This window comes from Nonomuraea sp. NPDC004354 (genome assembly GCF_053602555.1).
This window is the reverse complement of the sequence record NZ_JBSGDV010000005.1, coordinates 287,204-309,927: the sequence shown is the minus strand read 5'-3', so window position 1 is coordinate 309,927 and position 22,724 is coordinate 287,204. Positions and strand designations below refer to the sequence as shown.

At 71.5% G+C, this 22,724-nt stretch carries 22 protein-coding genes; 11 read left to right on the top strand and 11 right to left on the bottom strand.

Features of this window, described 5'->3' with window-relative positions:
• The first annotated feature begins 34 nt into the window (after positions 1-34).
• Complete coding sequence (locus ACWENQ_RS18710; RefSeq protein ID WP_452415318.1) at positions 35-421, top strand: nuclear transport factor 2 family protein; 387 nt, start codon at positions 35-37, stop codon at positions 419-421.
• Between the two features lie 915 nt (positions 422-1,336).
• Here ACWENQ_RS18710 and fxlM read toward each other — a convergent pair.
• On the bottom strand, positions 1,337-2,572 hold the full coding sequence (gene fxlM, locus ACWENQ_RS18705) for a methyltransferase, FxLD system (RefSeq protein ID WP_452415316.1): 1,236 nt from the start codon (positions 2,570-2,572) through the stop codon (positions 1,337-1,339).
• Between the two features lie 321 nt (positions 2,573-2,893).
• Between fxlM and ACWENQ_RS18700 the strand changes: the two genes are divergently transcribed.
• The 7 genes from ACWENQ_RS18700 to ACWENQ_RS18670 all read left to right on the top strand — a co-directional run bounded on the left by ACWENQ_RS18700 (position 2,894) and on the right by ACWENQ_RS18670 (position 9,997).
• Positions 2,894-3,073: a hypothetical protein gene (locus tag ACWENQ_RS18700; RefSeq protein ID WP_452415314.1), complete on the top strand. Its 180-nt coding sequence runs from the start codon at positions 2,894-2,896 to the stop codon at positions 3,071-3,073.
• A 718-nt stretch (positions 3,074-3,791) separates the two neighbouring features.
• On the top strand, positions 3,792-4,250 hold the full coding sequence (locus ACWENQ_RS18695) for a ribosomal protein L7/L12 (protein WP_449922317.1): 459 nt from the start codon (positions 3,792-3,794) through the stop codon (positions 4,248-4,250).
• Positions 4,251-4,267: 17 nt separating this feature from the next.
• Positions 4,268-4,510, top strand: a complete 243-nt coding sequence (locus tag ACWENQ_RS18690; RefSeq protein ID WP_354922778.1) for a hypothetical protein — start codon at positions 4,268-4,270, stop codon at positions 4,508-4,510.
• A 384-nt stretch (positions 4,511-4,894) separates the two neighbouring features.
• Entirely contained in the window at positions 4,895-6,568 is a 1,674-nt protein-coding gene (locus ACWENQ_RS18685; RefSeq protein ID WP_449922318.1) for an enoyl-CoA hydratase-related protein, read from the top strand.
• A gap of 49 nt (positions 6,569-6,617) precedes the next feature.
• Positions 6,618-8,147, top strand: coding sequence for a helix-turn-helix domain-containing protein (locus tag ACWENQ_RS18680; protein ID WP_449922319.1), 1,530 nt, complete (start codon positions 6,618-6,620; stop codon positions 8,145-8,147).
• Between the two features lie 108 nt (positions 8,148-8,255).
• The gene (locus tag ACWENQ_RS18675; protein ID WP_452415313.1) at positions 8,256-9,287 is read left to right on the top strand and encodes a tyrosine-type recombinase/integrase; all 1,032 of its coding nucleotides are present in this window, start codon (positions 8,256-8,258) and stop codon (positions 9,285-9,287) included.
• A gap of 80 nt (positions 9,288-9,367) precedes the next feature.
• Complete coding sequence (locus ACWENQ_RS18670) at positions 9,368-9,997, top strand: LysE family translocator (protein WP_452415311.1); 630 nt, start codon at positions 9,368-9,370, stop codon at positions 9,995-9,997.
• Positions 9,998-10,328: 331 nt separating this feature from the next.
• Here the strand turns inward: ACWENQ_RS18670 and ACWENQ_RS18665 are convergent, their stop codons facing one another.
• The 4 genes from ACWENQ_RS18665 to ACWENQ_RS18650 all read right to left on the bottom strand — a co-directional run bounded on the left by ACWENQ_RS18665 (position 10,329) and on the right by ACWENQ_RS18650 (position 13,716).
• On the bottom strand, positions 10,329-11,498 hold the full coding sequence (locus tag ACWENQ_RS18665) for a cytochrome P450 (protein WP_452415310.1): 1,170 nt from the start codon (positions 11,496-11,498) through the stop codon (positions 10,329-10,331).
• Between the two features lie 12 nt (positions 11,499-11,510).
• Positions 11,511-12,227, bottom strand: a complete 717-nt coding sequence (locus tag ACWENQ_RS18660) for a helix-turn-helix domain-containing protein (protein ID WP_452415309.1) — start codon at positions 12,225-12,227, stop codon at positions 11,511-11,513.
• A gap of 191 nt (positions 12,228-12,418) precedes the next feature.
• A complete protein-coding gene (locus ACWENQ_RS18655; RefSeq protein ID WP_452415308.1) occupies positions 12,419-12,943 on the bottom strand; it encodes a GyrI-like domain-containing protein in 525 nt (174 codons plus the stop codon).
• Between the two features lie 2 nt (positions 12,944-12,945).
• Entirely contained in the window at positions 12,946-13,716 is a 771-nt protein-coding gene (locus tag ACWENQ_RS18650) for a MerR family transcriptional regulator (RefSeq protein ID WP_452415307.1), read from the bottom strand.
• Positions 13,717-13,797: 81 nt separating this feature from the next.
• On the opposite strand from ACWENQ_RS18650, the gene ACWENQ_RS18645 reads away from it, so the two are divergent.
• Complete coding sequence (locus ACWENQ_RS18645; RefSeq protein WP_452415305.1) at positions 13,798-14,562, top strand: MerR family transcriptional regulator; 765 nt, start codon at positions 13,798-13,800, stop codon at positions 14,560-14,562.
• Between the two features lie 63 nt (positions 14,563-14,625).
• Here ACWENQ_RS18645 and ACWENQ_RS18640 read toward each other — a convergent pair whose 3' ends face one another.
• The 3 genes from ACWENQ_RS18640 to ACWENQ_RS18630 form a co-directional block, all read right to left on the bottom strand.
• On the bottom strand, positions 14,626-15,423 hold the full coding sequence (locus ACWENQ_RS18640) for a putative protein N(5)-glutamine methyltransferase (protein WP_449922333.1): 798 nt from the start codon (positions 15,421-15,423) through the stop codon (positions 14,626-14,628).
• Between the two features lie 276 nt (positions 15,424-15,699).
• Positions 15,700-16,527: an alpha/beta fold hydrolase gene (locus tag ACWENQ_RS18635; protein ID WP_449922335.1), complete on the bottom strand. Its 828-nt coding sequence runs from the start codon at positions 16,525-16,527 to the stop codon at positions 15,700-15,702.
• 187 nt (positions 16,528-16,714) lie between these two features.
• Positions 16,715-18,430 carry an ABC-F family ATP-binding cassette domain-containing protein gene (locus ACWENQ_RS18630; RefSeq protein ID WP_452415303.1) on the bottom strand — a complete coding sequence of 572 codons (1,716 nt, stop codon included), beginning with the start codon at positions 18,428-18,430 and terminating at the stop codon, positions 16,715-16,717.
• Between the two features lie 66 nt (positions 18,431-18,496).
• Here ACWENQ_RS18630 and ACWENQ_RS18625 point away from each other — a divergent pair, with 66 nt between their 5' ends.
• On the top strand, positions 18,497-19,216 hold the full coding sequence (locus ACWENQ_RS18625) for a TetR/AcrR family transcriptional regulator C-terminal domain-containing protein (RefSeq protein ID WP_449922339.1): 720 nt from the start codon (positions 18,497-18,499) through the stop codon (positions 19,214-19,216).
• Here ACWENQ_RS18625 and ACWENQ_RS18620 read toward each other — a convergent pair.
• The 3 genes from ACWENQ_RS18620 to ACWENQ_RS18610 all read right to left on the bottom strand — a co-directional run bounded on the left by ACWENQ_RS18620 (position 19,146) and on the right by ACWENQ_RS18610 (position 21,558).
• Positions 19,146-19,412 carry a Tn3 family transposase gene (locus ACWENQ_RS18620; RefSeq protein WP_452415302.1) on the bottom strand — a complete coding sequence of 89 codons (267 nt, stop codon included), beginning with the start codon at positions 19,410-19,412 and terminating at the stop codon, positions 19,146-19,148. The two genes, ACWENQ_RS18625 and ACWENQ_RS18620, sit on opposite strands and share 71 nt — an antisense overlap.
• 43 nt (positions 19,413-19,455) lie before the next feature.
• A complete protein-coding gene (locus tag ACWENQ_RS18615; RefSeq protein WP_452415300.1) occupies positions 19,456-20,088 on the bottom strand; it encodes a cysteine hydrolase family protein in 633 nt (210 codons plus the stop codon).
• A gap of 225 nt (positions 20,089-20,313) precedes the next feature.
• A complete protein-coding gene (locus tag ACWENQ_RS18610; RefSeq protein ID WP_449922344.1) occupies positions 20,314-21,558 on the bottom strand; it encodes an MFS transporter in 1,245 nt (414 codons plus the stop codon).
• Between the two features lie 134 nt (positions 21,559-21,692).
• Here ACWENQ_RS18610 and ACWENQ_RS18605 point away from each other — a divergent pair, with 134 nt between their 5' ends.
• Entirely contained in the window at positions 21,693-22,655 is a 963-nt protein-coding gene (locus ACWENQ_RS18605) for a LysR family transcriptional regulator (protein WP_452415299.1), read from the top strand.
• Positions 22,656-22,724 lie beyond the last annotated feature (69 nt).

Genomic DNA, 22,724 nt, shown 5'->3' with positions numbered 1-22,724 from the left:
CACCGACAAAACCGCAACCGATTAAATCAACGCCATGGACACCCGCACCGCCGCCCAACACTTCGCCGACACCTGGCAGCAGGCCTGGACGCACCACGACATCGACGCCCTCGCCGGCCTCTACGCCGACCACGCCGTCCACACCAGCATGCCCTTCCGCCCACCCCACCACGGCAAAGCGGCCATCCTCGACTACATCCGCTGGTCCTTCGACGGCGAGACCCCCATCACCGTCACCTTCCACACCCCGCTCGTCGACGCCGACCGCGCCGCCATCGAGTTCCATGTCCACGCCCTCGACGGCGACCAGCCCACCGTCCTGGCCGGCTGCGTCTTCGCCCGCTTCGACCCCGACGGCCTCGCCGTCGAAACCCGCGACTACTGGCACACCCAACCGGAACCGCACGATCACACACCGTGACGAACCCGCGGCCCCGTCGCCAACCCCACCGCCACCACCATCGGGGGCAACGGATCGATGCACGCGGTGACCAGCCCGCCCCGGCGGCGCAGCGCGGGCGGCGGGCGGCGGGCGGCAGGCGGCGGGCGGCGGGCGGCGGGCGGCAGGCGGCAGGCGGCAGGCGGCAGGCGGCAGGCGGCAGGCGGCACAGACTACAGGTGGGCGCGGACTGCGGATGGCGCAGACTACGGGTGGGCGCGGACTGCGGATGGCGGCACAGACTACAGGTGGGCGCGGACTGCGGATGGCGGCACAGACTACAGGTGGGCGCGGACTGCGGATGGCGCAGACTACGGGTGGGCGCGGGCACCTCCCGCGGACGGCCAGGAAAGCCGACAGCCCATCCGGCCGTGCGGCGGTCCGTGGGGGATTGCATCCCCGCCGCGCTTGCCAGAGGTCGCCGCCCGCGTCCGACGCCGGCCGACCCACCGGCTCGACGACACCCAGCGCGCCCCACACTCCGGGCCTCCCATACCTCCACCCCTCAGCACCGCCGGCCCCCGCACCGTCAGCGCAGAGCCATGGCCGGCTCGCCAGCCCACCAACTCGCCGCCGTCGGACGCGTACCGCCCGCGCCGCCCGCCAGCGGGGGAGAGGCACCTCCCACCCGGGCCGGCAACACCAGCGCAGACCGGGGGAGCGGGACGATCACCCCGCCTCACGCCTCACGCCGCACCTCACGCAACCGCATGACCCCCGCGACGCACGACCCCACCATGACCCCGTGACTCAGGACCCAGGTGTCCCAGGGCCCCGTGTCCGGGCGACACCTAACCCGGTTCTCCGCTTGACCCCCGTCTCCGATGACCGGTCTGCAGGACTGCGGCAACTCGCATCGCCACGTGCTGAATCCGGCCACCATACGGCCGACCGGTCTCACGCCCAGGCCATGACCAGCCGGGTGTGACGCTTGGCGAACACGCGGCCGACAGCCGGAACCGGCACTGCGATCTCAGCGGGATAGAGCGCGAACTCCGGACCGGGATGCCCCCTCCAGTCACGATCCCACGTCCGCACATGGCCATGAAGCCGCCGCATGAGCTCTGCGGCGCCGGGCCCGTGCCCGTGCACACCGAGCTCCCACCCGCGTTCCCCGGCCTCGCCGTCCACCGGAGCCTCGCGCAGGGTGAGATAGGCGAAACTGTCCGGCGTGATCAGGGCCGGGCAGTACCAGCGCGTGGCGGGCTCCACGACCCGGCCGCCGTCGCGCTCCCAGTCCCGCCAGATCATGCCGAAAGACTCATCCATGGTCACGATCCACAGGTTCAGCGAGTCGAACGACTCGCCGCGCCGCACGGTCACCCCAGTCCACGCCTCGACCCGGCTCGACGTCAGCGCCCGGTCGAGCGCGCCGACGTCGAGTTCAGGCCCGCCCTCGATCGTCAGCCGCACACCACCATCCGCGACAACCGCCTCCTGATGCGGATGCACCCCCGCGCCCTGCATCGCGACGAACCCGCACACGGTCGGATCCAGCCCGACGAACCCGTCGCCCTCACGCACGAACGTGATCGACCTGGTGATCGTCCCGAACACCAGCGGAACCACCATCCGGCCGCCCACGGCCAGCAGGCGCCCCCACGGGCAGTCCCACGCCCCGACCGTGACCAGGATGGCGTCGAAGCCCTCGACCGGCACGTACCCGTCGGCCGCGTCCTCGGCGTCCCCCAGGACCACCGTCACCTGCGGATAGCCGGTCTCGGCCAGGAAACGGCCCGCCCGCTCGGTGACGAACGGGTCGATGTCCACGGTGACCACCAGACCCGCCGGGCCGACCACCTCGGCGATCAGCGCCGCGTTGTACCCGCCCGACCCGATCTCCAGCACCTTCGCCCCCGGAAAGAGCCGGGCGGCCTCCAGCATCTCCGCCTGCAGCCAGGGCGCGCTGATCGAACTCGTCGCCCTGCCCGCGTCATCGCGCTTGGTGACGACCACGTCCTGCACGGAGTAGGCGGCCTCGAGCGGCGCCTCCGGCGCGAACCTCTCGCGCGGCACCTTCGCGAAGGCCGTCGCGATCTCGGGGGAGCGGATCGACCCCCGCTCGGTCAGCGCCGCGACCATGTCGGCGCGCAGGCGGTCGGGCGTCTCGGATGACGGGGCGTCTGCGGTCATCGGCCAACACTACGTTCGCCCGGCGACAGTCCCGGGCCTGCGGACGAGGTACGGACAGCCCCGGCCAATGCCACCCGCAAGCGGCGACCCGGACCTTCCCCAACCGCCACGAAAGATCAGCCCCCCGCACGCCAGGGGCCTGCTCCCGCCGAACGCCAGGAAGGCCGGCGCAGGACAGGGGAAGGCAGGTGGACAGGGGCAGGCGGGTGTGCGGGCAGGGGCCGACCATGGGCGGCGTGACCATGGGCGGCGTGACCATGGGCGGCGTGACCATGGGCGGCGTGACCATGGGCGGCGGCCGCCACGACGAGGACGACGGCGATGGCCAGGACGGCCAGGACGGCGACGAGAATGCCCATCTCGGCACGAGAGCTCATCGCGGCGGGGGAGCGCGCCGAGACGATGGCGGAGAAGTGGAGCCCCCTCCGGCACCCCGCCGCCGCCCACCAGGGCAGGATCGCGGCCACCACCGACACGCTCGGCACCCCGCTGAAGCCTTGAGATCAGCCCGCCAAGACAGAAGCAACGCCTTGTCGGCCGACTCGGCCAGCCCGCCCGCCAGGTGCTCAATAGAAGACGCCTCGACGCCGTCGAGACGGCCGACGCCATCCTCACCGCCGCCACCGCGGAAGAGGCCGAAACCGAATTCATGAACGGCCTGCGCCTACCGAACCGCTCCTGACCATTATCGTGCGCGGCCCAGGCGGACCGGCCGAAGCACCCCGAACCGGGCAGCGGGGGAGAGGAGCACGCCCGAACACCGAAAGGCCCGCAGGGCCGTACCCCGCAGGCCATCACGACCGGTTGAAGAACCTAGGACGTCAACACGCGTACACCAGGAGACTGCGGCACCGCCACGGGCGCCTGCCGTACGACCTCCACCGGCTGCTGGTGAAGCTGCGGCTGCTGCCGCGCGGCGATCCGCTCGGCACACCCGCCCTCGCAGTAACCGTTGGTGACGATCAGCCGAGCACGAGTCGCCGTGTACGACTCACGCCCCGAAGCGGGCAGAACCCCCTGGCACACCTGGCACAAGACCGCGTCGTTCCCCACGTGTGCTCCCTTATCCGACGTACGGACTACCCACACTATGCGACACCTCCATCCCGGGTCAGCCTTTCCCACGAACCGTCAAAGCCTCCGTCAGGAGAGCGCGGCGAAAGCACTACTTGACATAATGTTCATTATCGAGCAAATGTTGATCGCGTACGATCGCGCCATGCCCAACATCGGAGTGCCCGAGATAGGCATCCTCGTCGCCGTCCTGGCCGTCATCGCCATCGCCGTCGTCCTCGTCGTGACGGCCGCCGCGCGCGCAGGCCGCACCTCCGTCACCCACATGAGCACCGGCGGCCCGCTGCCGCCACACGACCTGGAAAGCGCCCTGCGCACACTGATCGCCGACGGCAAGCAGATCCACGCCATCAAGCTGTTGCGCCAGCACACCGGCCTCGGACTCAAATCCGCCAAGGACGCCGTCGAGGCCATGGCCGCGGGCCGCGACCACCCCGCGCTGGCCCGCCTGCGACCGCCCGCACCCGCTCTGGCCAGGCCCGACCTGGCCACCAGGGTCCGCGAGCTCAAGGCCGCCGGCCGTACCGAGCAGGCCGTGCACCTGGTGATCGGCGAGACGGGCATGAGCCTGGGCGACGCCGAGACCTTCGTCCGGACCCTGTGATCCCTTACGATCGCATCATGACGAGCATGGGCTCCCTCGTCCTGCTGACCGTTCTCGTGACCGCCGTGATCATCTCGCTGATCGTCCTGGCCGTACGGCTGACGCGGCATCCGCGCAACCGGCTCCTGCCCAGCCTCGACATCACCGACCAGGCGCGCGAACTGAAGGCGACGGGCCAGTTCCAGGACGCGGTCTTCCTGGTGCGCGGCGAAACGGGCATGAGTCACCGCGCCGCCACCCGATTCGTACGGAAGCTATGAATCGACGCTAAACCGGACAGAAGGTGAATTCTGTTTGGTTTAGAAAACGGGGCGAACCGGACCTCCGGCCTGCCCTCGACGGCTCACGCACGCAGCCGGCTCCCGCAACCGGCTCCACAAAGCGGGCGCGGCGCCGCTCCCCCCGCCGCCTCTCCCCCGGTCGCGGATCATGCGAGCACATCGGGTCGCGTGACACCCTCTCCCCCGGCGCGGCCCGCTTTCGCTCACGCCACAAACCCATGCGAAATGCCCGCTTTATCCCTTTTCGCCCAGATTTCGGCGCCGGAAAAATCGGGAATTTGCGCTGTTCTGTCACTCGGGTTTGCTTGGGCGTGTCAGCATCACTTGCCTAGTCGAAGGTTCAGCTCTGAAGGATGCTCCAAAGTGCGGATTCTGCTTCTTGTCTCGGCGTTCAACGGCCTGACCCAGCGCGCGTGGATCGAGTTGCGCGAAGCCGGTCACGAGGTGACCGTCGAACTCGCGATCTCCGAGGAGGTCATGCTCGAGGCGGTGTCCCTGGCCAAGCCGGACCTGATCATCTGCCCCTTCCTGAAGGACCGGGTGCCCGAGCGGCTCTGGCGCGAGCACCGGGTGATCATCATTCACCCCGGCCCGCGCGGCGACCGGGGACCGTCGTCGCTGGACTGGGCGATCCTGGACGGCGAGCGGCGCTGGGGCGTGACGGCCTTGCAGGCGGCCGAGGAGATGGACGCGGGGCCGATCTGGGGGTGGCGGGAGTTCGCGCTGCCGGAGGATCCGATGCGCAAGAGCAGCCTGTACAACGGCCTGGTGACCGATGCGGCCACGGAGCTGGTGCTGGAGGTGGCGCGCAAGGCGGAGGACCCGTCGTTCGTGCCGGCGCCGCTGGACTACGGGCGGCCCGAGGTGTGGGGCCGGTTGCGGCCGGCGATGCGGCGGGCGGATCGGGAGTTCTCGTGGGCGGAGTCGTCGGATCGGGTGGTGCGTCGGATCAGGGCCGCTGACGGGGCGCCGGGGGCGGCGGCGGTGTTGTGCGGGATGGACGTGCGGGTGTTCGACGCGCGGCTGGGGCCGCAGCTTCTGGGTCAGCCGGGTTCGGTGGCGGCGCGCCGGGGTGGGGCGGTGCTGGTGCACACCGGGGACGGGACGGTGTGGGTGGGCCAGTTGCGGCGTGAGGACCGTGGTGGGGTGAAGCTGCCGGCGGTGTCGGTGCTGCGGCGGCGGCTGGGGCGGGCTCCGGCTTCTCAGCCGGGGTTCTCGGAGATCACGTATCAGCGGGCCGGCCGGGTGGGGGTGGTGAGTTTCGACTTCTACAACGGGGCGATGGCCACCAACCAGTGCCGGCGGTTGGTGGAGGCGCTGCAGTACGCGGTGGCGCAGGACACGCGGGTGCTGGTGGTGCGGGGTGGTGAGGTGTTCTCCAACGGGATCCATCTCAATGTGATCGAGTCGGCGCGTCATCCGGAGATGGAGGCGTGGATGAACATCAATGCGATCAACGGGGTGTGCCGGGAGATCATCGGGTGTACGGGGCAGTTGGTGGTGGCGTCGGTGGGTGGTAATGCGGGTGCCGGTGGGGTGATGATGGCGCTGGGGGCCGATCGGGTGTTGGTGCGGGAGGGTCGGGTGTTGAACCCGCACTATCGGACGATGGGGTTGTTCGGTTCGGAGTATTGGACGTATGTGTTGCCGGCGCGGGTGGGTGCTGAGCGGGCGCAGGAGTTGACGGGTGCGGCGTTGCCGGTGGGGGCGCAGCAGGCGGTGTCGATGGGCTTGGCCGATCGGGTGGTGAAGGGGTCGCGGGAGGAGTTCGAGCAGGAGGTTCTGGAGTACGCCGAGCGGTTGGCGGGGCGTGATGACCATGGGGATCTGGTGCGGAGGAAGCTGGCGCGGCGGGAGGAGGATGAGCGGCGCAAGCCGTTGGACGCGTATCGGATCGAGGAGTTGGCGGAGATGAGCCGGGACATGTTCGATGATCGGCGGGGGTTCGCTGCGGCGCGGCGGGATTTTGTGGGGAAGGTTAAGGCGGTGGTGACGCCTGAGCATCTTGCGTCTCATCGTGGTGTGTCTGGTCTCTGAGGTCACGCCTGTCGCTGCAAGATCTCATATGTGAGATATGTTGCCTCTTGTGGCAGATGACTATCTTGTACGGATCGGTAAGCTGATCAGGGACGCGCGCCAGCACCGCGGGTGGACGCAGCAGCAGCTCGCGGAGGCGCTGGGCACCAGCCAGAGCGCGGTCAACCGCATCGAAAAGGGCAACCAGAACATCAGTCTTGAGATGATCGCCCGTATCGGTGAGGCGCTCGACAGCGAGATCGTGTCCCTGGGCTACGCCGGTCCGATGCACCTGCGGGTGGTGGGCGGCCGGCGGCTGTCGGGCAGCATCGAGGTGAAGACCAGCAAGAACGCCTGCGTGGCGTTGCTGTGCGCGTCGCTGCTGAACTCCGGCCGGACGATCCTGCGCAAGGTGGCGCGGATCGAGGAGGTCTACCGGATCCTGGAGGTGCTTGCCTCCATCGGGGTGCGGGCGCGGTGGATCAACGGCGGCGGCGATCTGGAGATCGTGCCGCCGGCCCGGCTGGACCTGGCCTCGATGGACACCGAGGCGGCCCGCCGTACCAGGAGTGTGATCATGTTCCTGGGGCCGTTGATGCACCGCACCGACCAGTTCGAGATCCCGTACGCCGGCGGGTGCGACCTGGGGACGCGGACGGTGCAGCCGCACATGAGCGCGCTGCGGCACTTCGGGCTCGAGGTGACGGCCACGGGCGGGATGTACCACGCCAAGGTGGACGCCTCGGTCTCCCCCAGCCGGCCGATCGTGCTGACCGAGCGGGGCGACACGGTGACGGAGAACGCGCTTCTGGCCGCGGCGCGTCACGACGGGGTGTCGGTGATCCGCAACGCCTCCTCCAACTACATGGTGCAGGACCTGTGCTTCTTCCTGGAGGAGCTGGGTGTGAAGGTGGAGGGGGTCGGCACCACGACGCTGACGGTGCACGGGGTGCCGCACATCGAGGTGGATGTGGACTACTCCCCCTCCGAGGATCCGGTGGAGGCGATGAGCCTGCTGGCGGCCGCCGTGGTGACCTCCTCGGAGCTGACGATCTGCCGGGTGCCGATCGAGTTCCTGGAGATCGAGCTGGCGGTGCTGGAGGAGATGGGCCTCGACCATGACCGGGGGGCGGAGTACCGGGCGGCCAACGGCCGTACGCGGCTGGTGGATCTGACGGTGCGGCCCTCGCGGCTGGTCTCCCCCACCGACAAGATCCATCCGATGCCGTTTCCCGGGCTCAACATCGACAACGTGCCGTTCTTCGCGGCGATCGCGGCCACGGCGCAGGGCTCGACGCTCATCCACGACTGGGTCTACGACAACCGGGCGATCTACCTGACGGAGCTGACGCGGCTGGGGGCGTCGGTGAAGCTGCTGGATCCGCACCGGGTGCTGGTGGAGGGGCCGACGCGGTGGCGTTCGGCGGAGATGATGTGCCCTCCGGCGCTGCGTCCGGCGGTGGTGGTGCTGCTGGCGATGATGGCGGCCGAGGGCACTTCGGTGCTGCGCAACGTCTACGTCATCAACCGGGGGTATGAGGATCTGGCCGAGCGGTTGACGGCGCTGGGCGCGCGGATCGAGATCTTCCGCGACATCTAGGGTGCGGGTCCGGGGCCGGCGGACGAGCCGGCCGGCCCCGGACCGGCTGTGCTTTTGTCGGTGCCGCTCGATACGGTCGTGCCGCGGATCTTCTAGGCGAGGAGGGGCATGCGGCCGGCGGAGCTCAACAGGCTGACGGTGGCGCAGGCGGTCGACCGCTATGTGGAGCTGGTGCGCGCCAGGACGGTGACGGGGGCGCTGTCGGCCTCGACGGCCGAGGTGTACGCGCGTGACGCGGCGACGCTGGTGGCGTTGGCCGGTGAGGAGACCGTGCTCGACGATCTGACCGGCGAGGACGTGGATGCGATCTTGCTGGCGTTCGCGCGCAAGCCGGACGGGCGGCGCTCCGGTGCGGGCGGGGGGTTGCAGAGCGCTTCGTCGCAGGCGCGTTTCCGGCGGTCGATCTCGGCGTTGTTCAAGCACGCGACGCTGGCCGGCTGGGTGCAGATCAATCCGATGGCGGCGGCGACGGTGACGGCCAGGGAGCGCGGCGGGTTGCGGCCCGAACGGCGGGCGTTGACGCGTGAGCAGGCGCAGGGCTTGATCGGGGCGGCGCGGGAGCTGCGGCCGGCCGAGCCGGCGGCCGGGGGGCGGCGCAGGCGCGGCGACCAGCGGATGGAGCTGCGTGACGGGTTGATCGTGCTGCTGCTGTCGACGCTGGGGCCGCGGGTGTCGGAGCTGGTGCGGGCCAATGTGGAGGATTTCTACACCAACGACGGGGTGCGCTACTGGCGGATCTTCGGTAAGGGCGGCAGGACGCGGGACGTGCCGTTGCCCGCGGTGGTGGCCGAGGCGCTGGAGGCGTACCTGGCGGGCGGGCGGGCCGAGTCGGCCGACAAGGCGTTGCTGCTGTCGTGGCGGGGGCGGCGGCTGGCGCGTGGTGACGTGCAGGCGGTGATCGACAGGGTGCAGCAGGGGGTGGATCCGGCGCAGCGGCGTTCGGTGACGCCGCACGGGCTGCGGCACACGACGGCGACGCATCTGCTGGCTGACGCGGTCGACATGGACGCGGTGCGCAGGGTGCTGGGTCACAGTGACCTGTCGACGCTGGGCCGCTACCGTGACGAGCTGCCGGGTGAGCTGGAGGTGGCGATGCGCGTCCATCCGCTGCTGAAGCCGCCGCCCGACGGGCGTGGGTGATCGTCGGGTACGGCAGGCGGTGGCCGGCCGCCACCGCGGGTGCGTGGCCGGGGCGGGCGACGGGCGGCCATGATGGGGGCATGATGTCGGCTGTGCTGTCGTTCGCGGTTGTCGCGGGTTTCCTCACGATCGTCCCTGGCCTTGACACGGCGCTGGTGCTGCGTTCGGCGTTGACGCAGGGCAGGCGGCAGGCGTTCGCGACCGCCCTGGGGATCAACACCGGTGTGCTGGTGTGGGGGGCGGCGGCCGCGGCGGGCCTGTCGGCGCTGCTGGCCGCTTCGCAGGTGGCCTTCACGGTGGTGCGGTACGCGGGCGCGGCCTACATGGTGTGGTTCGGCGTGTCGTTGATCGTCAAGTCGTGGCGGGAGGGTCTGGCGGCGTCCGCGCCCGCGCCAGCCGGGAGCGGCGGTGGTGTGCTGGCGGCGTGGGCGCGGGGCGCGCTGACGAACCTGCTCAATCCGAAGATCGGCGTCTTCTACGTGGCGTTGCTGCCGCAGTTCCTGCCGCCGGAGGCGCCGCCGCTGGTGGGCGGGCTGCTGCTGGCGTTGGTGCACAACCTCGAGGGCATGGTGTGGTTCGCGGTGCTGATCGCGGGGGCGCAGGTGGCACGGTCGTGGCTGGAGCGGGCGTGGGCGCGCAGGGTCGTCGACGGGGTGACCGGGGCGGTGCTGGTGGGTTTCGGGGTGCGGCTGGCCTTGTCGCCGCAGTAGCGCCGGTGGCGGATGCGGGCACGACCATGGGCGGTGTGCGCGACCTGGGCGGTGTGCGTGGCCTGCACCCGCATGACCTGCATGGCGGGCGCGGTGGTGCGGGTGGCGGGCCTCACCGATGACGCCTGTCCCTCCGCCCCGCCGCGCTGCCTGGGCGCCTCTCCCCCGCGTCTCGTGCCTGGCGCCCGTCCCCGTGTGTCCCTGACCGGGGACGTGCGGCTGCGTCTCTGCGCCCCGGTGCCGCGTCCGGTGACACCCCGAGGAAGGCCAGCGGCCGATGAGCCGGGCGGGCGCGCTGCGCGACCAGCTCGGCCCGGGGATCAGCCCCCAGCTACGGGCTGACCAGCGCTAGATCGAGCAGGTCGATGCCAACCGGGGTGCGCTCGGTCGCGATCCGGCCCACCGACCACGGGCCGGGGAACCGGTGCAGCAGTGCGTGAACCGCGATCGCGAGCTCGTGCCTGGCCAGATGCGCGCCGAGGCAGAAGTGCACGCCGTGGCCGAAGGAAAGGTGCTCGTTGGGCGTTCGGTCGGGACGGAACTCCTCCGGCTCGGCGAACACCCGGGGGTCCCGGTTGGCCGACAGCACCATGGCGATCACCCGCTGACCGGTCTCGATGGCGTGCCCTGCGATGCCGGCCGGGCCGGTGGTGAACCGGTCGGTGCCACCGATCGGGGGCAGGAACCGCAGCACCTCCTCGACAGCATCCGGTACCAGTCCAGGGTCAGCACGCAGCTGGGCCAGTGCGTCCGGGTGAGCCGCCAGGCACAGCACGGTGTTGACCAGCAGGGTCTTGGTCGTCTCGTGGCCGTTGATGAGCAGCAGCGTGCAGAAGTTGATCAACTCATCGTCGGACAGCCGGCTGCCGTCCGGTTCGGCGGCCAGCAGAGTGTCGATCACGTCGCCTTGGGGCCGGGCGCGGTGCTCGGCGAACACCTCCATGAGGTACTCGACCAGTTCGGCTTGTGCGGTGCGGAACGCGGCCTGACGTACCGGGTCCTCGGCGAACGAGCCGGCGAAGGAGGTGATCGCCTCGGTCCAGCGCACGAAGTCCGGTTGCCGGTCGGCTTCGACTCCGAGCAGTGCGGCGATGGTGCGCACCGGCAACGGGTAACCGAGCTGGCCGATCACGTCCAGCTCACCGTCCACATCGGCCAGTTGCATCCGCACGGTGTCGGTGATCGAGGGTAGCAACGCCTGGATCGCGCGGGGCGTGAAGGCCCGGCTGACCAGTCGGCGCAGCAGGTGGTGCCGGGGCGGGTCCATCGCCGACAGACCGCCGAGAACCGGGTTGTCCCGGTGCGGCACGGGTTGCGAGCTGTAGCGCAGCTCGTCGGAGGAGAACGTCGAGTAGTCGGTGAGCACCTGGTTCACCTCGGTGTAGCCGTGCACCACCCAGGCACCGAACGGTTCGACGAAACGCACCCCGTCCCCGGCCAGACCGTCCCGTGCGGTCTCCCGGTGCCAGTCGAGGATCTCCATGACAACGTCATCAGCCATGCGTCGAGTGTGTTAGCCCCGGCTGGTCGAGGCTTGGAGAAAACGGACATCCGGCAGCAACGTGGTCGGCGGCGCCCCCACCGCGTGCCGGAATTCGGTGAGCAGGTGTGACTGGTCGTAGCAGCCGCTGCGCACGGCGATGGCCGCCCAGTTCGGGCGCTCGCCCTTGGCCACCGCGGCGTGCGCGGCGGCGAGCGCGTGGTGCAGCCGCACCACGCGCGCGTAGGACTTGGGCCGCAGCCCGACCGCCACCATGAACCGCCGCCGAAGTTGCCGCTCGGACAACCCAGCCTGGGCGGCATGCCGGTCGACCGGCGCACCTGGCGCCGCGTGCATGGCCGCCAGCACGATGCGCACCCGCTCGTCGACCCGGCATCGCCCAGCCCGCGCCCGCACCAGTGCCAGCGCCCCTGCCAGCCGCTCGATCACCGGCCCGTCCAGGCGCCCGACCTCGATGGGCGCCCCGGCCAGCGGCACCTCGTCGGCCGCGACCCCGAACAGCCCGGTCACCGTCCCCGGTCGCAGCCGCACCCCCACCAGGGACCCGCCCTCGGGCAGCGCCCCCTGCCGAGCGCGCGTCTCCGGCCCGGCCAACCAGCACGCCCCATCAGGCATGACCAGCAGGTCGACGGCGGGTTGCGGCAACCCTCTGGGCACCACGTCGCCGTCGAGCACCCAATTCCCGGACACCAGGTGGGTCAGGTCGGCGGGCACGGGCGGAGCGGTCACCCGTGCAGTCAACCCGGTGGGCCGCCGCGTTCGCCAGCGATTAAGCGAACGGTGGACGCGGAATCGAACCCCTCACTCACCCCCTGCCGCCGCGCGGCCGTCCGGCGAGCTGTCGTGTAGGCAGGCACCCACAAGGCTCCTGGCAGGCCGAGATGCGTAGACAACACCTCCGCTACCAGGAGCCCGTCCTGTCAGCCCGTGGTGGCGGCGCTCCTGACCGGCTGGCGCAGCAGGGTGCGCAGCTTGGCCGGGTCCTGCTCCTGCGGGTCCGACAGGTACACCTCGTGATGCGGCCCGTTGTGGACCAGGCCGTGCTCCTTCATGTACTCCTCCATCGCCGCCAGCGTCAGATGCTCCTCACTGAAGGGCCCCTCGTGCAGAAACTCCACACACTCGCCCTCGGTGAAGGTGACCACCTGCACCCGGTCGACCGCCGCGCCGGAGGGACGGGCGGCCTCCCTGGCCGCCTCCATCGCGCCGGGCTCGGGCGCCTGCGGCAGCGGCAGGTGCAGGTGCCAGCGCCACTCGGCGCGCGGCACGGTCAGCGGCGGGCGGCTGTCCTCCACCCACCAGCGGCCCTCCATCGGGCCGACGGCGGCGTTCATGGCGCCGGCCACGGTGTAGAGGGCGGCGACCGCCGCGCCGTACTCCGGGCCGCCCGGCTCGCCCAGACCGGTGACGGTCAGCGCGGTGACGGGCCCATAGCTGGTCTTCATGATCAATCCTCCAAAGGAATCTGCAGATGGGTGACGAGCTGGTCAGGAGGGGTCCGGGCGGGGTCGGAGACATACACCTCGCGGATCGGGCCACCTGCGGCCTGGCCCCGCTCGGCGCACCAGGCCAGCAGGGCGTGGGCGGTCAGCGTGACCTGGTCGTAGGGGCCGACGTGGGTGGCCTGGGCGAACCGGCCGCCAGGCAGCACGCGCGGCCTGGTCCCGGCGATCGGCTCGCCGGTCACCAGCGCCACCTCGACCGTGCACGGTTCGGTCAGCTCGACGGGGAACAACCCGATCAGCTGCGGCTCCCGCACGGCCGTACCGGCTGCCGCCAGGAGGCGGGCCACACAGGCGGAAGTGGCGCGGGCGATGTCCAGGTCGCCCGCGGCCTGCTCCCCCGTCACCGCCACCAGCCGTGACGGCTCCTCCACCTCGACCACCTGCGCGGCCGGCAGCCCTTCGCTCATGACCCTTTCGAGGGCGGCCAGCGTGCGCCGCCGCCTTCGAAGCTCGGCCTCCAGGTCGTCGCGGACCCGGCCGAGCGCGCCTTCGGTTCCTGACAGGACCTGGCCGATGACCGCCAGCGGGACGTCCAGCGAACGCAGCAACCCGATCGACAGCGCCTGGCGGGCCTGGGACGGGTGGTAGTAGCGGTAGCCGCTGTCGTCGTCGATGTGGGCGGGCCGCAGCAGGCCGAGCTCGGCGTAGTGGCGCAGCTGCTTGACGCTGAGCCTGCTGAGGCGGGCGAACTGCCCGATCGGCAGAAGATCCATGGCTCAAGCATGGACTCTCCCACCGAGGGAGAGTCCAGCCGACGTTGACCCTCACGTAGCGGGAGGGTCCATGCTGGGGGCATGAGTTTGTCCGTGGGGCAGGTCTCGCGCCTGGCGGGGGTGACGGTGCGGACCCTGCACCACTACGACGAGATCGGGCTGCTGTCGCCGAGCCGGCGCAGCCAGGCGGGCTACCGCCGCTACGACGACTCAGACCTCGAACGGCTGCAGCAGGTGCTGTTCTACCGGGAGCTCGGCTTCGGCCTGGAGGAGATCATCGGCATCCTCGACGAGCCCGGCAGCGACCAGATGACGCACCTGCGCCGCCAGCACGAGCTGCTCACCGCGCGCATCGACCGGCTGCGCCAGATGGTGGCGGCCGTGGAGGTCGCGATGGAGGCGCACACCATGAACATCACGCTGACGCCCGAGGAACGCCTGGAGGTCTTCGGCGACTTCCGGCCCGAAGCCTACGAGGCGGAGGCGCAGCGGCGCTGGGGCGACAGCCCCCTCTACGCCGAAAGCCGCCGCCGCGTCGCCTCCTACACCAAGGCCGACTGGGTGCGGCAGCGCGGCGAGGCCGAGGCGATCACCGCCGACCTGGTGGAGGCGTTGAAAGCCGGGCTGCCCGCCGGCAGCGGGCAGGTGATGGACCTGGCCGAGCGGCACCGCCTGCACATCAGCCGCTGGTTCTACCCGTGCTCACCCGACGTCCACCGGGGCCTGGGCGAACTGTATGTGAACGACCCGCGTTTCACCCCGACGTTCGAGGCGCAGGCGCCGGGCCTTGCCGCCTACCTGAGCGATGCCATCCGGGCCAACACCGCCCGCCTGCGGGACGCGTGAGAGCAGGCGGGCGGTACGGCCGGGCGGGCCGTCAGCGGACCGTCAAAGGCCGCCGGGCACCGGCTACGGGCCGGGGGTGCCGATGACGACGGTGGCCTCCATCTCCTCGCAGGTGACCACGCGGGCGCGCAACCCGCTGCTGGTGAACGTCTCGACGGCCTGCGGCGCCTGCCGGCGGCTGGTCTCCACCAGCAGGCTCGCGCCGGGCGCCAGCCACACCGGGGCGGCGTCCGTCACCCGGCGCATGACCTGCAGCCCGTCGGCTCCGCCGTCGAGCGCAACCCGCGGCTCGTGCACGCGGGCCTCGGCGGGCAGCAGGTCGACCTCCTGGCTGGGCACGTAGGGGACGTTGGCGATCAGGACGTCGATCCGGCCGCGCAGCCGCTCGGGCAGCGCCGCCAGCAGGTCGCCGTGGTGGACGTGACCGCCGAGCCCGTCGAGGTTGCGGCGGGCGCAGTCCACCGCGGCCGTCTCGATGTCGGCGGCGTGCAGTTCGAGCCCGGGCACGGCGGTGGCGACCGCGGCGCCCAGGGCGCCCGACCCGCAGCACAGGTCGACCACGACGGCGGGCCGGTCGGGGGCGCCGGCCCGGCGGGCCAGCTCGATGGCCTGCCGGGCGAGGATTTCGGTACGGCGGCGCGGGACGAACACCCCGGGATCGACCGCCACGCGCAGGCCGCAGAACCGCGCCCAGCCCAGGACGTGTTCCAGTGGCAGGCCGGCGGCGCGCCGTTCGACCATGGAGGTCAGCTGGTCGGGGGTGGCGGCCGTGGCGATGAGCAGTTCGGCTTCGTCCTCGGCGAAGACGCAGCCCGCCGAGCGCAGGGTGGTGACGATGAGGGACAGCGATGGAGCCGGCATGGGCGCCTTTCGGGAAAAGATCCTGTGGGCGCTCCCCCGGGTCACGCGCGGGTGGCGGCCCGGGCGGCTGTGCGGTGGGAGCACCCAGCCTGACGTGGCGAAATGGGTCTCACCTCCTTGGTCGCTGCCGTGCTGGAGATCGCCACGATACCGGAGCGTCCCCGGCGCCGTCACCCGGGGTGCCCTCCGCGGCCGGCGCGAGGAAGCCAGGGCGTCGGCCGGGGTTCCGTCGGCCGGGGTTCGGCCGCCTCCCAGGGGCCGCCGGGGGCCGGCCGCTCAGCTCGCCAGTTCCGCGGTGAAGCCGGTCAGCAGCGCGGTGACCTGCTCGGGCCGCTCCAGCGGCGGCAGATGGCCGGTCCCGGGCAGGTCGACGCGCCGCGCCCCGGCGATCCCGGCCGTCAGCAGGTCCGACACCTGCTGGATGCCCGGCACGTCACACAGCCCGTTGACGACCAGCGTCGGCACCCGCACCTCGCCCAGCCGTTCGGCGGCCGCGGGGGTCAGGAACCTCTGGACGGTCGGCGGGCCGCTCCACAGCCGCTCGAACACCTTGCGGCACATCGTCACCGCCCGCTCCCACACCTGGTCGGTCAGGTCGGCCCGCCCCCGCGAAGGGCCGGCGACCTGCCACAGCACCTGCGCCCGCGCCATCGCCAGCGCGTCGCCCGGCTCGACCTCGGCGCCGCCCTGCCGGTAGCGGGCCAGCCGCTCGGCCGGCACCGCGCTGTTCACCCGCTCGCGGGCCTGCTCCAGCATCTCCGGCGGCCAGGTGTGCCCGGCCAGCCCGGAGGCGATCAGCGCCAGGCCGCTGACCCTGGAGGGGGCGGCCAGCGCGGCCTCGACCGCGTAGGCGCCGCCCATCGAGCAGCCCACCAGGGCCGCCCGCTCGACCTCGAGTCTGTCCATCAGCGCCAGCAGGTCCTCGTGGTGGCACACCTGGCCGTCGGTGTCGCCGGAGCGGCCGTATCCGCGCCAGTCGTAACGGATCACCCGGTGGCCGGCGGCCAGCGCGGCGAACTGGTGGTCCCACATGCGGCGATCGGCGATGGCGCCATGGATCAGGATCACCGCGGGCCCGTGGCCCGCCTCTTCGTAACTCAGCATGCCGGGCAACCTAGCGGGACGGCCGCCGCCGCGGCGATCATGTTCGCCACCGGCGTGCACGGCCGCCGCCGGCTGTAGGAGGCGGGGCGGGGCGGCCGACCCGTGGCGCTGCGCGTGCTTGCCGGACTTCTCGTCGGCGAAGATCCGGATACAGCCCGCTTCGGTGAGGGCGCTGGTGGCAGGGGCTTCAGCGGGCACGCTCGACCCGAACTTCGTCCCAGACCGGTTCGCTGCTCTCGTAGACGGTTCCGTCGGCGCCGAAGATGAGGAAGCGGTCAAAGTCGGCGGCGAACCAGCGGTCATGGGTGACGGCCAACACGGTGCCGGCGAAGGACGCAAGGCCCTGTTGCAGGGCCTCGGCGCTGGCCAGATCGAGATTGTCGGTCGGTTCGTCGAGCAGCAGCAGCGTCGCACCCGACAGTTCCAGCAGCAGGATCTGCAGCCTGGCCTGCTGCCCGCCGGACAGGGTCTCGAACCGCTGATGGGCGGCGGGTGCGAGTTCGTAGCGGGCGAGCGCGGCCATGGCTTCGTTCAGCGTGAGGGCATGCCCTGCTGTGACCAGTTCGGCGGGGGTGTGGCCGTGCAGGTCGGGCCTGGCGTGAGTCTGCGCGAAGTGGCCGGGCACAACCCGGGCGCCCAGCCGTACAGAACCGCTGTGACGTACCGAGGGGACCGCGCCGTCCGCCGCTTCGGCCAGCAATCGCAGGAAATGAGATTTGCCCGAGCCGTTGGAGCCGAGGACGCCCACGCGTTCGCCGTACCAGATCTCGGCGTCGAACGGCCGCATCAGTCCGGTGAGTTCCAGGGCGTCGCAGACGACGGCGCGTTTGCCGGTCCGGCCGCCGCGCAGTCGCATCCGCACGTTCTGCCGCTTGGGCGGGCGCTCGGGCGGGCCTGCCTCCTCGAAGCGCGCCAGCCGCGTGCGGGCGGCCCGGTAGGCGGACGACAGCGCGTCGTTGTTGGCCGCTGTCTGCCGGAGGGTCTGCACCAGGCGCTTGAGCTTGGCGTGCTCCTCGTCCCAGCGGCGGCGGCGTTCCTCCAACCGGTCGATACGGTGCTGGCGGCCCTGAGCGTAGGTGGCGAAGCCCGCGCCGTGGACCCAGACGCCGCGCGACTCCGCGGTCACGATGCGGTCCGTTGCGTTAGCCAGCAGCTGCCGGTCGTGGGAGACCAGTAGCACGGTCTTGGAAGTGGCACGCAGCTGATCTTCCAGCCATAGCTTGGCGGGCACGTCGAGGTAGTTGTCCGGCTCGTCCAGCAGCAGGACCTGATCCGGCCCGCGCAGCAGCGCCTCCAGGACGATGCGCTTTTGCTCGCCGCCCGACAGGGTACTCACGGGGCGTTCCCGGACCGCGTCGTAGGGCAGGCCCAAGGCCGCGGTCGCGCAGGTGTCCCACACCACCTCCATGTCGTAGCCGCCGGCGTCGGCGTAGTCGCTGATCGCCTGCGCATAGGCCAGCTGCGTCGTCTCGTCGTCGCGTTCCGCCACCGCTGATTCCGCCCGTTCCAGGTCGGCGGCGGTGGCGCGGACCCGGTCGGAGGCCACGGACAGCAGCAGATCATGCAGGGTCCGGTCGTCGCGGACGCTGCCGATGAACTGCCGCATCACCCCCAGCCCACCCGAGCAGGCCACCCGGCCGTCGTCCGGTTGCAGATCTCCGGCGATCAGTCGCAGCAGGGTGGTCTTGCCCGCGCCGTTCGGTCCCACCAGCCCGGCCTTGGCGCCCTCGCCGATGCGGAACGACACCTCGTGAAGGAGCAGCCGGCCGTCCGGCAGCACGTATGTGAGCCGGTCCACCTCGATGTGTCCCGCCACCGTGTTCCTCCCTGCCGGTCGCACTTCGGACCATGATCGGACCGTCGTTCTGGCAACCGGATCATTGATCCAGTGCTCGAACACCATACTAGACTTGCCTTCGCCAAGGGGAGGGACGCATTGGGAACGAAACACTCAGGATCGCCAGGGGACGTGTGGCTGCGGCCGCCGGTGCGGGCGGCGCGTGAAGCGCCGCTGAGCCGCGACCGAATCGTGGACGAGGCCATAGCCCTCCTCGATGAGGAAGGCGCCGACCGGCTGACCATGCGGCGGCTCGCCGAGCGCCTGGGGACCGGCTCCACGACGCTGTACTGGCACGTGAAAACCAAGAACGATGTCCTTGACCTCACCCTCGACGCGATCTTCGCAGCGGTTGAGATCCCGCGCGCAGACCGCCAGGACTGGCGTGCCGGCATCACCGCGCTGATCAGCGGGTGGCGTGCCGTCCTGCTGGAACATCCCTGGTCGGCAGCGCTGCTCGGCCGTCCGATGCTGGGCCCCCATGTACTTGCCCGCAGCGAGTTCCTGTACGCCACCCTCCTGGATGCCGGGGCCACCGAGCCGCACTTGACCGCCGCCGCGTACGGCTTGTCCAACTTCGTCATCGGTTCCGCACTCATGCAGGCGACCTGGACGGCCGGAGAGGAGCAGGCCACGCGAGCCGCCGCTCAGGATTACTTTCGCGCCAACCGTGACCGGTACCCCGTCCTGGCCACCCATGGCCCCCTCGCCGAGGACAGCGACTGGGAAACCAGCTTCACCTTCGGCCTTACCTGGCTCCTCGACGGCATCCAAGCCACCATCAGTGCCTCCAGTGCCGGCGGCGCTGCCAATGGGCCATCCACGAAGGCTGCAAGCCACGCCCGCCAGTGAGACAGCGGGACCGCAGCCGTGCGTCGGAGATGTCGGCGATCCGGGGCGAGAACTGGTAGCCGCAGATCGCGAACAGCCCGAAAACGATGTCGACGTACGACGCGGTGTCGGTGATGACGGTTGCTGGCTTCGGACCGCCGTCGCGGGCGTGGATGGCGTCCAGGACGAACAGCCGGTCGCGCAGCGTGCCGGGCACGCCGAGTCACCCGGTGGGGGCCCTCGTGCCGCAGACCGAGCGGTCATGCCCTGCCGGGCTTTGCCCGATCAGGACGGCTCGCGGGCAGGAGCGAGCGCAGTTCGGCGGTGTCGATGATGTGGGCCAGCCTCGGGAAGACGCCGGCCATCAGGGTCTGATGGGCCTGCGGGTCCGGATCGGTGACGCCGTCGGACAGGACGTAGAGCTGGTAGTCGCGGTCGGCGGCGTCGGTGACGGTGGACAGGACGGCGCCGCTGGTGCTGATGCCGGCGATGACCAGGGTGGTGATTCCGCGATCCCGCAGTTGCCGGTCCAGGTCTGTCGTCGACAGCGCGCCGTAGCGGGTCTTGCGGACGGTGATGTCGCCAGGCTCGGGAGCGAGCTGGTGGTGGAAGTCCGTGGCGGGATCCGCGTGGTGCATGAGGCGCTGCCGGCCGAGGAAGGAGAAGGTCTTGTTGGCCGGCGGGATCGCCGCCCAGTCGGCTGCGGTGAATGCGACTCGCACGTGGGCGATGGCGGCGCCGTGCGCTCGCATGTCGGCGATGGCGCCGGCCACCCGTGACAGCAGCGCTTGCGGGTCTGCCAGGCCGGGGAGCGAGGCCAGGATGTGCTGCTGGTAATCCATGACGAGCAGTGCGGCCGTCCGGGGGTCCAGCGCCGGGGTCGTGACGGTCATGTTGTCTCCTTGGGTGATGAGGGCGCCCTGACAGGCGAGATCGCACGCCAGGGCCGGACTGCACATGGGCGCGTGAGCCGCGATGTGCCGCGCCGCGACCCCACCGGCCACGGTGAAGGTCGTCACGCTCATCCGCGAGCTCTGCGCGCGGGGGCGAACCGCTCCGGCAGGGGCGGCTCGGCCCGATCGCGGTGACGGCCGTTGCGGCCCGTCAGGTGCGGCCCGTCAGGCGCGGCTGGGTGCCGGCTCCGGCTCGGCGAGGGGCGCCGCGGCGCGTCGGGGAAGCAGCAGCGGGGTCGCCAGCAAGAGCACGCCGGCCAGGCCGATGGCCGTGCGCGGGCCGAGCAGGCCGCCCAGCACGCCCCAGACGGCCGTCAGGAGCGCGGTCGAGACCTTGGTGGTCACCGACCAGGCCGACAGCGTGCGGGTGACCCGCTCGGTCGCGGTGCGCTCGAGGCGGTAGGTGGCGTAGACGGGGTTGAAGACCCCGCAGCAGAAGATCAGCCCGAGCTCGACGCCCATCACCAGCAGCAGCCCTCCGGTCCCCGGCCCCAGGAAGGCCAGCCCGACGGGCCAGATCGCGCGCAGCGTCCCGGCCGCGACCAGGACCCGGTGCCGCCCGAACCGGGTGACGAGCGGCCGGGCCAGCCGCGAACCGAGCAGCCCGCCGATCGCGGGCGCGGCGAAGGCCAGGCCGTACTGCCAGGGCGCGAACCCGAGTTGGCCGAGCATCACAACGGCCAGCAGCGCGTCGGTGGCCATCACCAGGCCGTTGAACAAGGCGGTGTTGAACAACAGCGGACGCAGCCTCGCGTCGGCGAGGATGTACCGCCAGCCGTCGAGCAGGTCCCCGGCCCGCATGCGCGCGGCCTGCCGGCGATCGGGCCGCGGCTCCTGCCCGCCCGTCGCGCCGATGCCCAGAGCCGACAGCAGGTAGCTGACCGCGTCGGCCACCACCGTCGCCACCGGACCGAGGATCCCGATCGCGGCACCGCCCAGCGGCGGTCCGATGATCGTGGTCGTCCAGGTCGTGGACTCGAATCGGGCGTTGGCGACGAGCAGGTCCTCGGCCGGCAGCAGCGTCTTCAGGTACGCGCCGCAGGCGGCGCGGAAGGTGATGTCGGCGGCCGCGACGACGACCGCGACCAGCAGGAGCTGGACGAAGGACAGCACGCCGAGCGCGAACGCGGCGGGGATCGTCAGCAGCGCCGCGAACCGCACCAGGTCCGTCCCGATCAGGACCGGCCGCTTGCGGCGCGACTCCACCCACGGGCCCAGCGGCACCGCCACGGCCGCGCCCGCCAAAGCCCCCACGGAGGACAGCGCCGCGACCTGCGCCGGCCCGGCGTGCAGCACCTGGACCGCGATCAGCGGGAACGCGCCGAAGGCGAGCCATGTGCCCAGCGCGCTGGTCCCGTACGCTCCCCAGAGCCACCCGAACCGCCGCCCCAACCGGTGCCCGTTCCTCATGCCGACGCTCCTCGTCACTCACGTGCACAACCGATCCGCGATCGGAAGCATCAAAGCGAGCAGCATGCCCAGGGATCAAACAACCACAGGGCCGCCCGGACACAACCCACGGTTGTATCCATAGGGTTGGCCGCATGGACCACGACACCGTCCGGACCTTCGTCGCCGCCGCCGACGCGGGGCAATTCCAGGAGGCCGCCGCCGAGCTGGCGGTCACCCAGCAGGCCGTCTCCAAGCGCATCGCAGCGCTGGAGCGCAACCTCGGCGTGCGGCTGTTCACCCGCACGCCGCGCGGCGCCGAGCTCACCATCGACGGGCAGGCGTTCCTGCCCCACGCCCGAGAACTGCTCCGGGTCGCCGAGCGCGCGCTCGCCTCCGTGCGCACCGGCCACCGTCCGCTGCGCGTCGACATGATCGCCTCGCGCAGCGCGGCGTCGGGCCTGATGCGCGGCTTCCACCGCGCGCACCCCGAGATCGACCTCGACGTGGTGATGCTGTTCGATATCGAGCGGGCCGTCGCCGCCATTCGCTCCGGCGCGATCGACGCGTCCTTCCGCGCCGTCGCCATGCCCGGCCGGCCCCTTCCCGAGGACATCGCTTCCGTCCGGGTTCTCGACGAGCCGCTCCAGCTCCTCACCGGCCCCGCCCACGCGCTGGCCGGCGCCCGGTCGGTGACCGTCGCTCAGCTCGCCGGGCACCGGATCTGGATGCCCGGCATCGTCCCCGGGACCGAGTGGGCCGCCTACTACGACGACCTCGTCGCCGAGTTCGGCCTCACCATCGAGGCGACCGGCCCCAACTTCGGCTCCGACGCGCTCCTCGACACCATCGCCGACACCCCGGCCCTGGCCACCTTCATGGGCGGGCAGACCCGCCTGGTCTGGCCCGCCGGCCACGGGCTGCGCCGCATCCCGGTGACCGACCCCATACCCGTCTACCCGCACTCGCTCCTGTGGCGCCGCGACAACCCCCACCCCGCGCTGGCCACCCTCCGCGCCCACCTCGCCGCCACAGCGGCCACAGCGGCCACAGCGGCCACAGCGGCCGGTCCCGGCGCCGCCGGGACCTGGGCGCCGGACTGGGCGATCCCGCGCTGAACGCCGCCCCGGCGGCCCGGACCGATCCTCCCCGCAGGCCCGATCCGGGTCAGGTGGACGGCCCCGGCG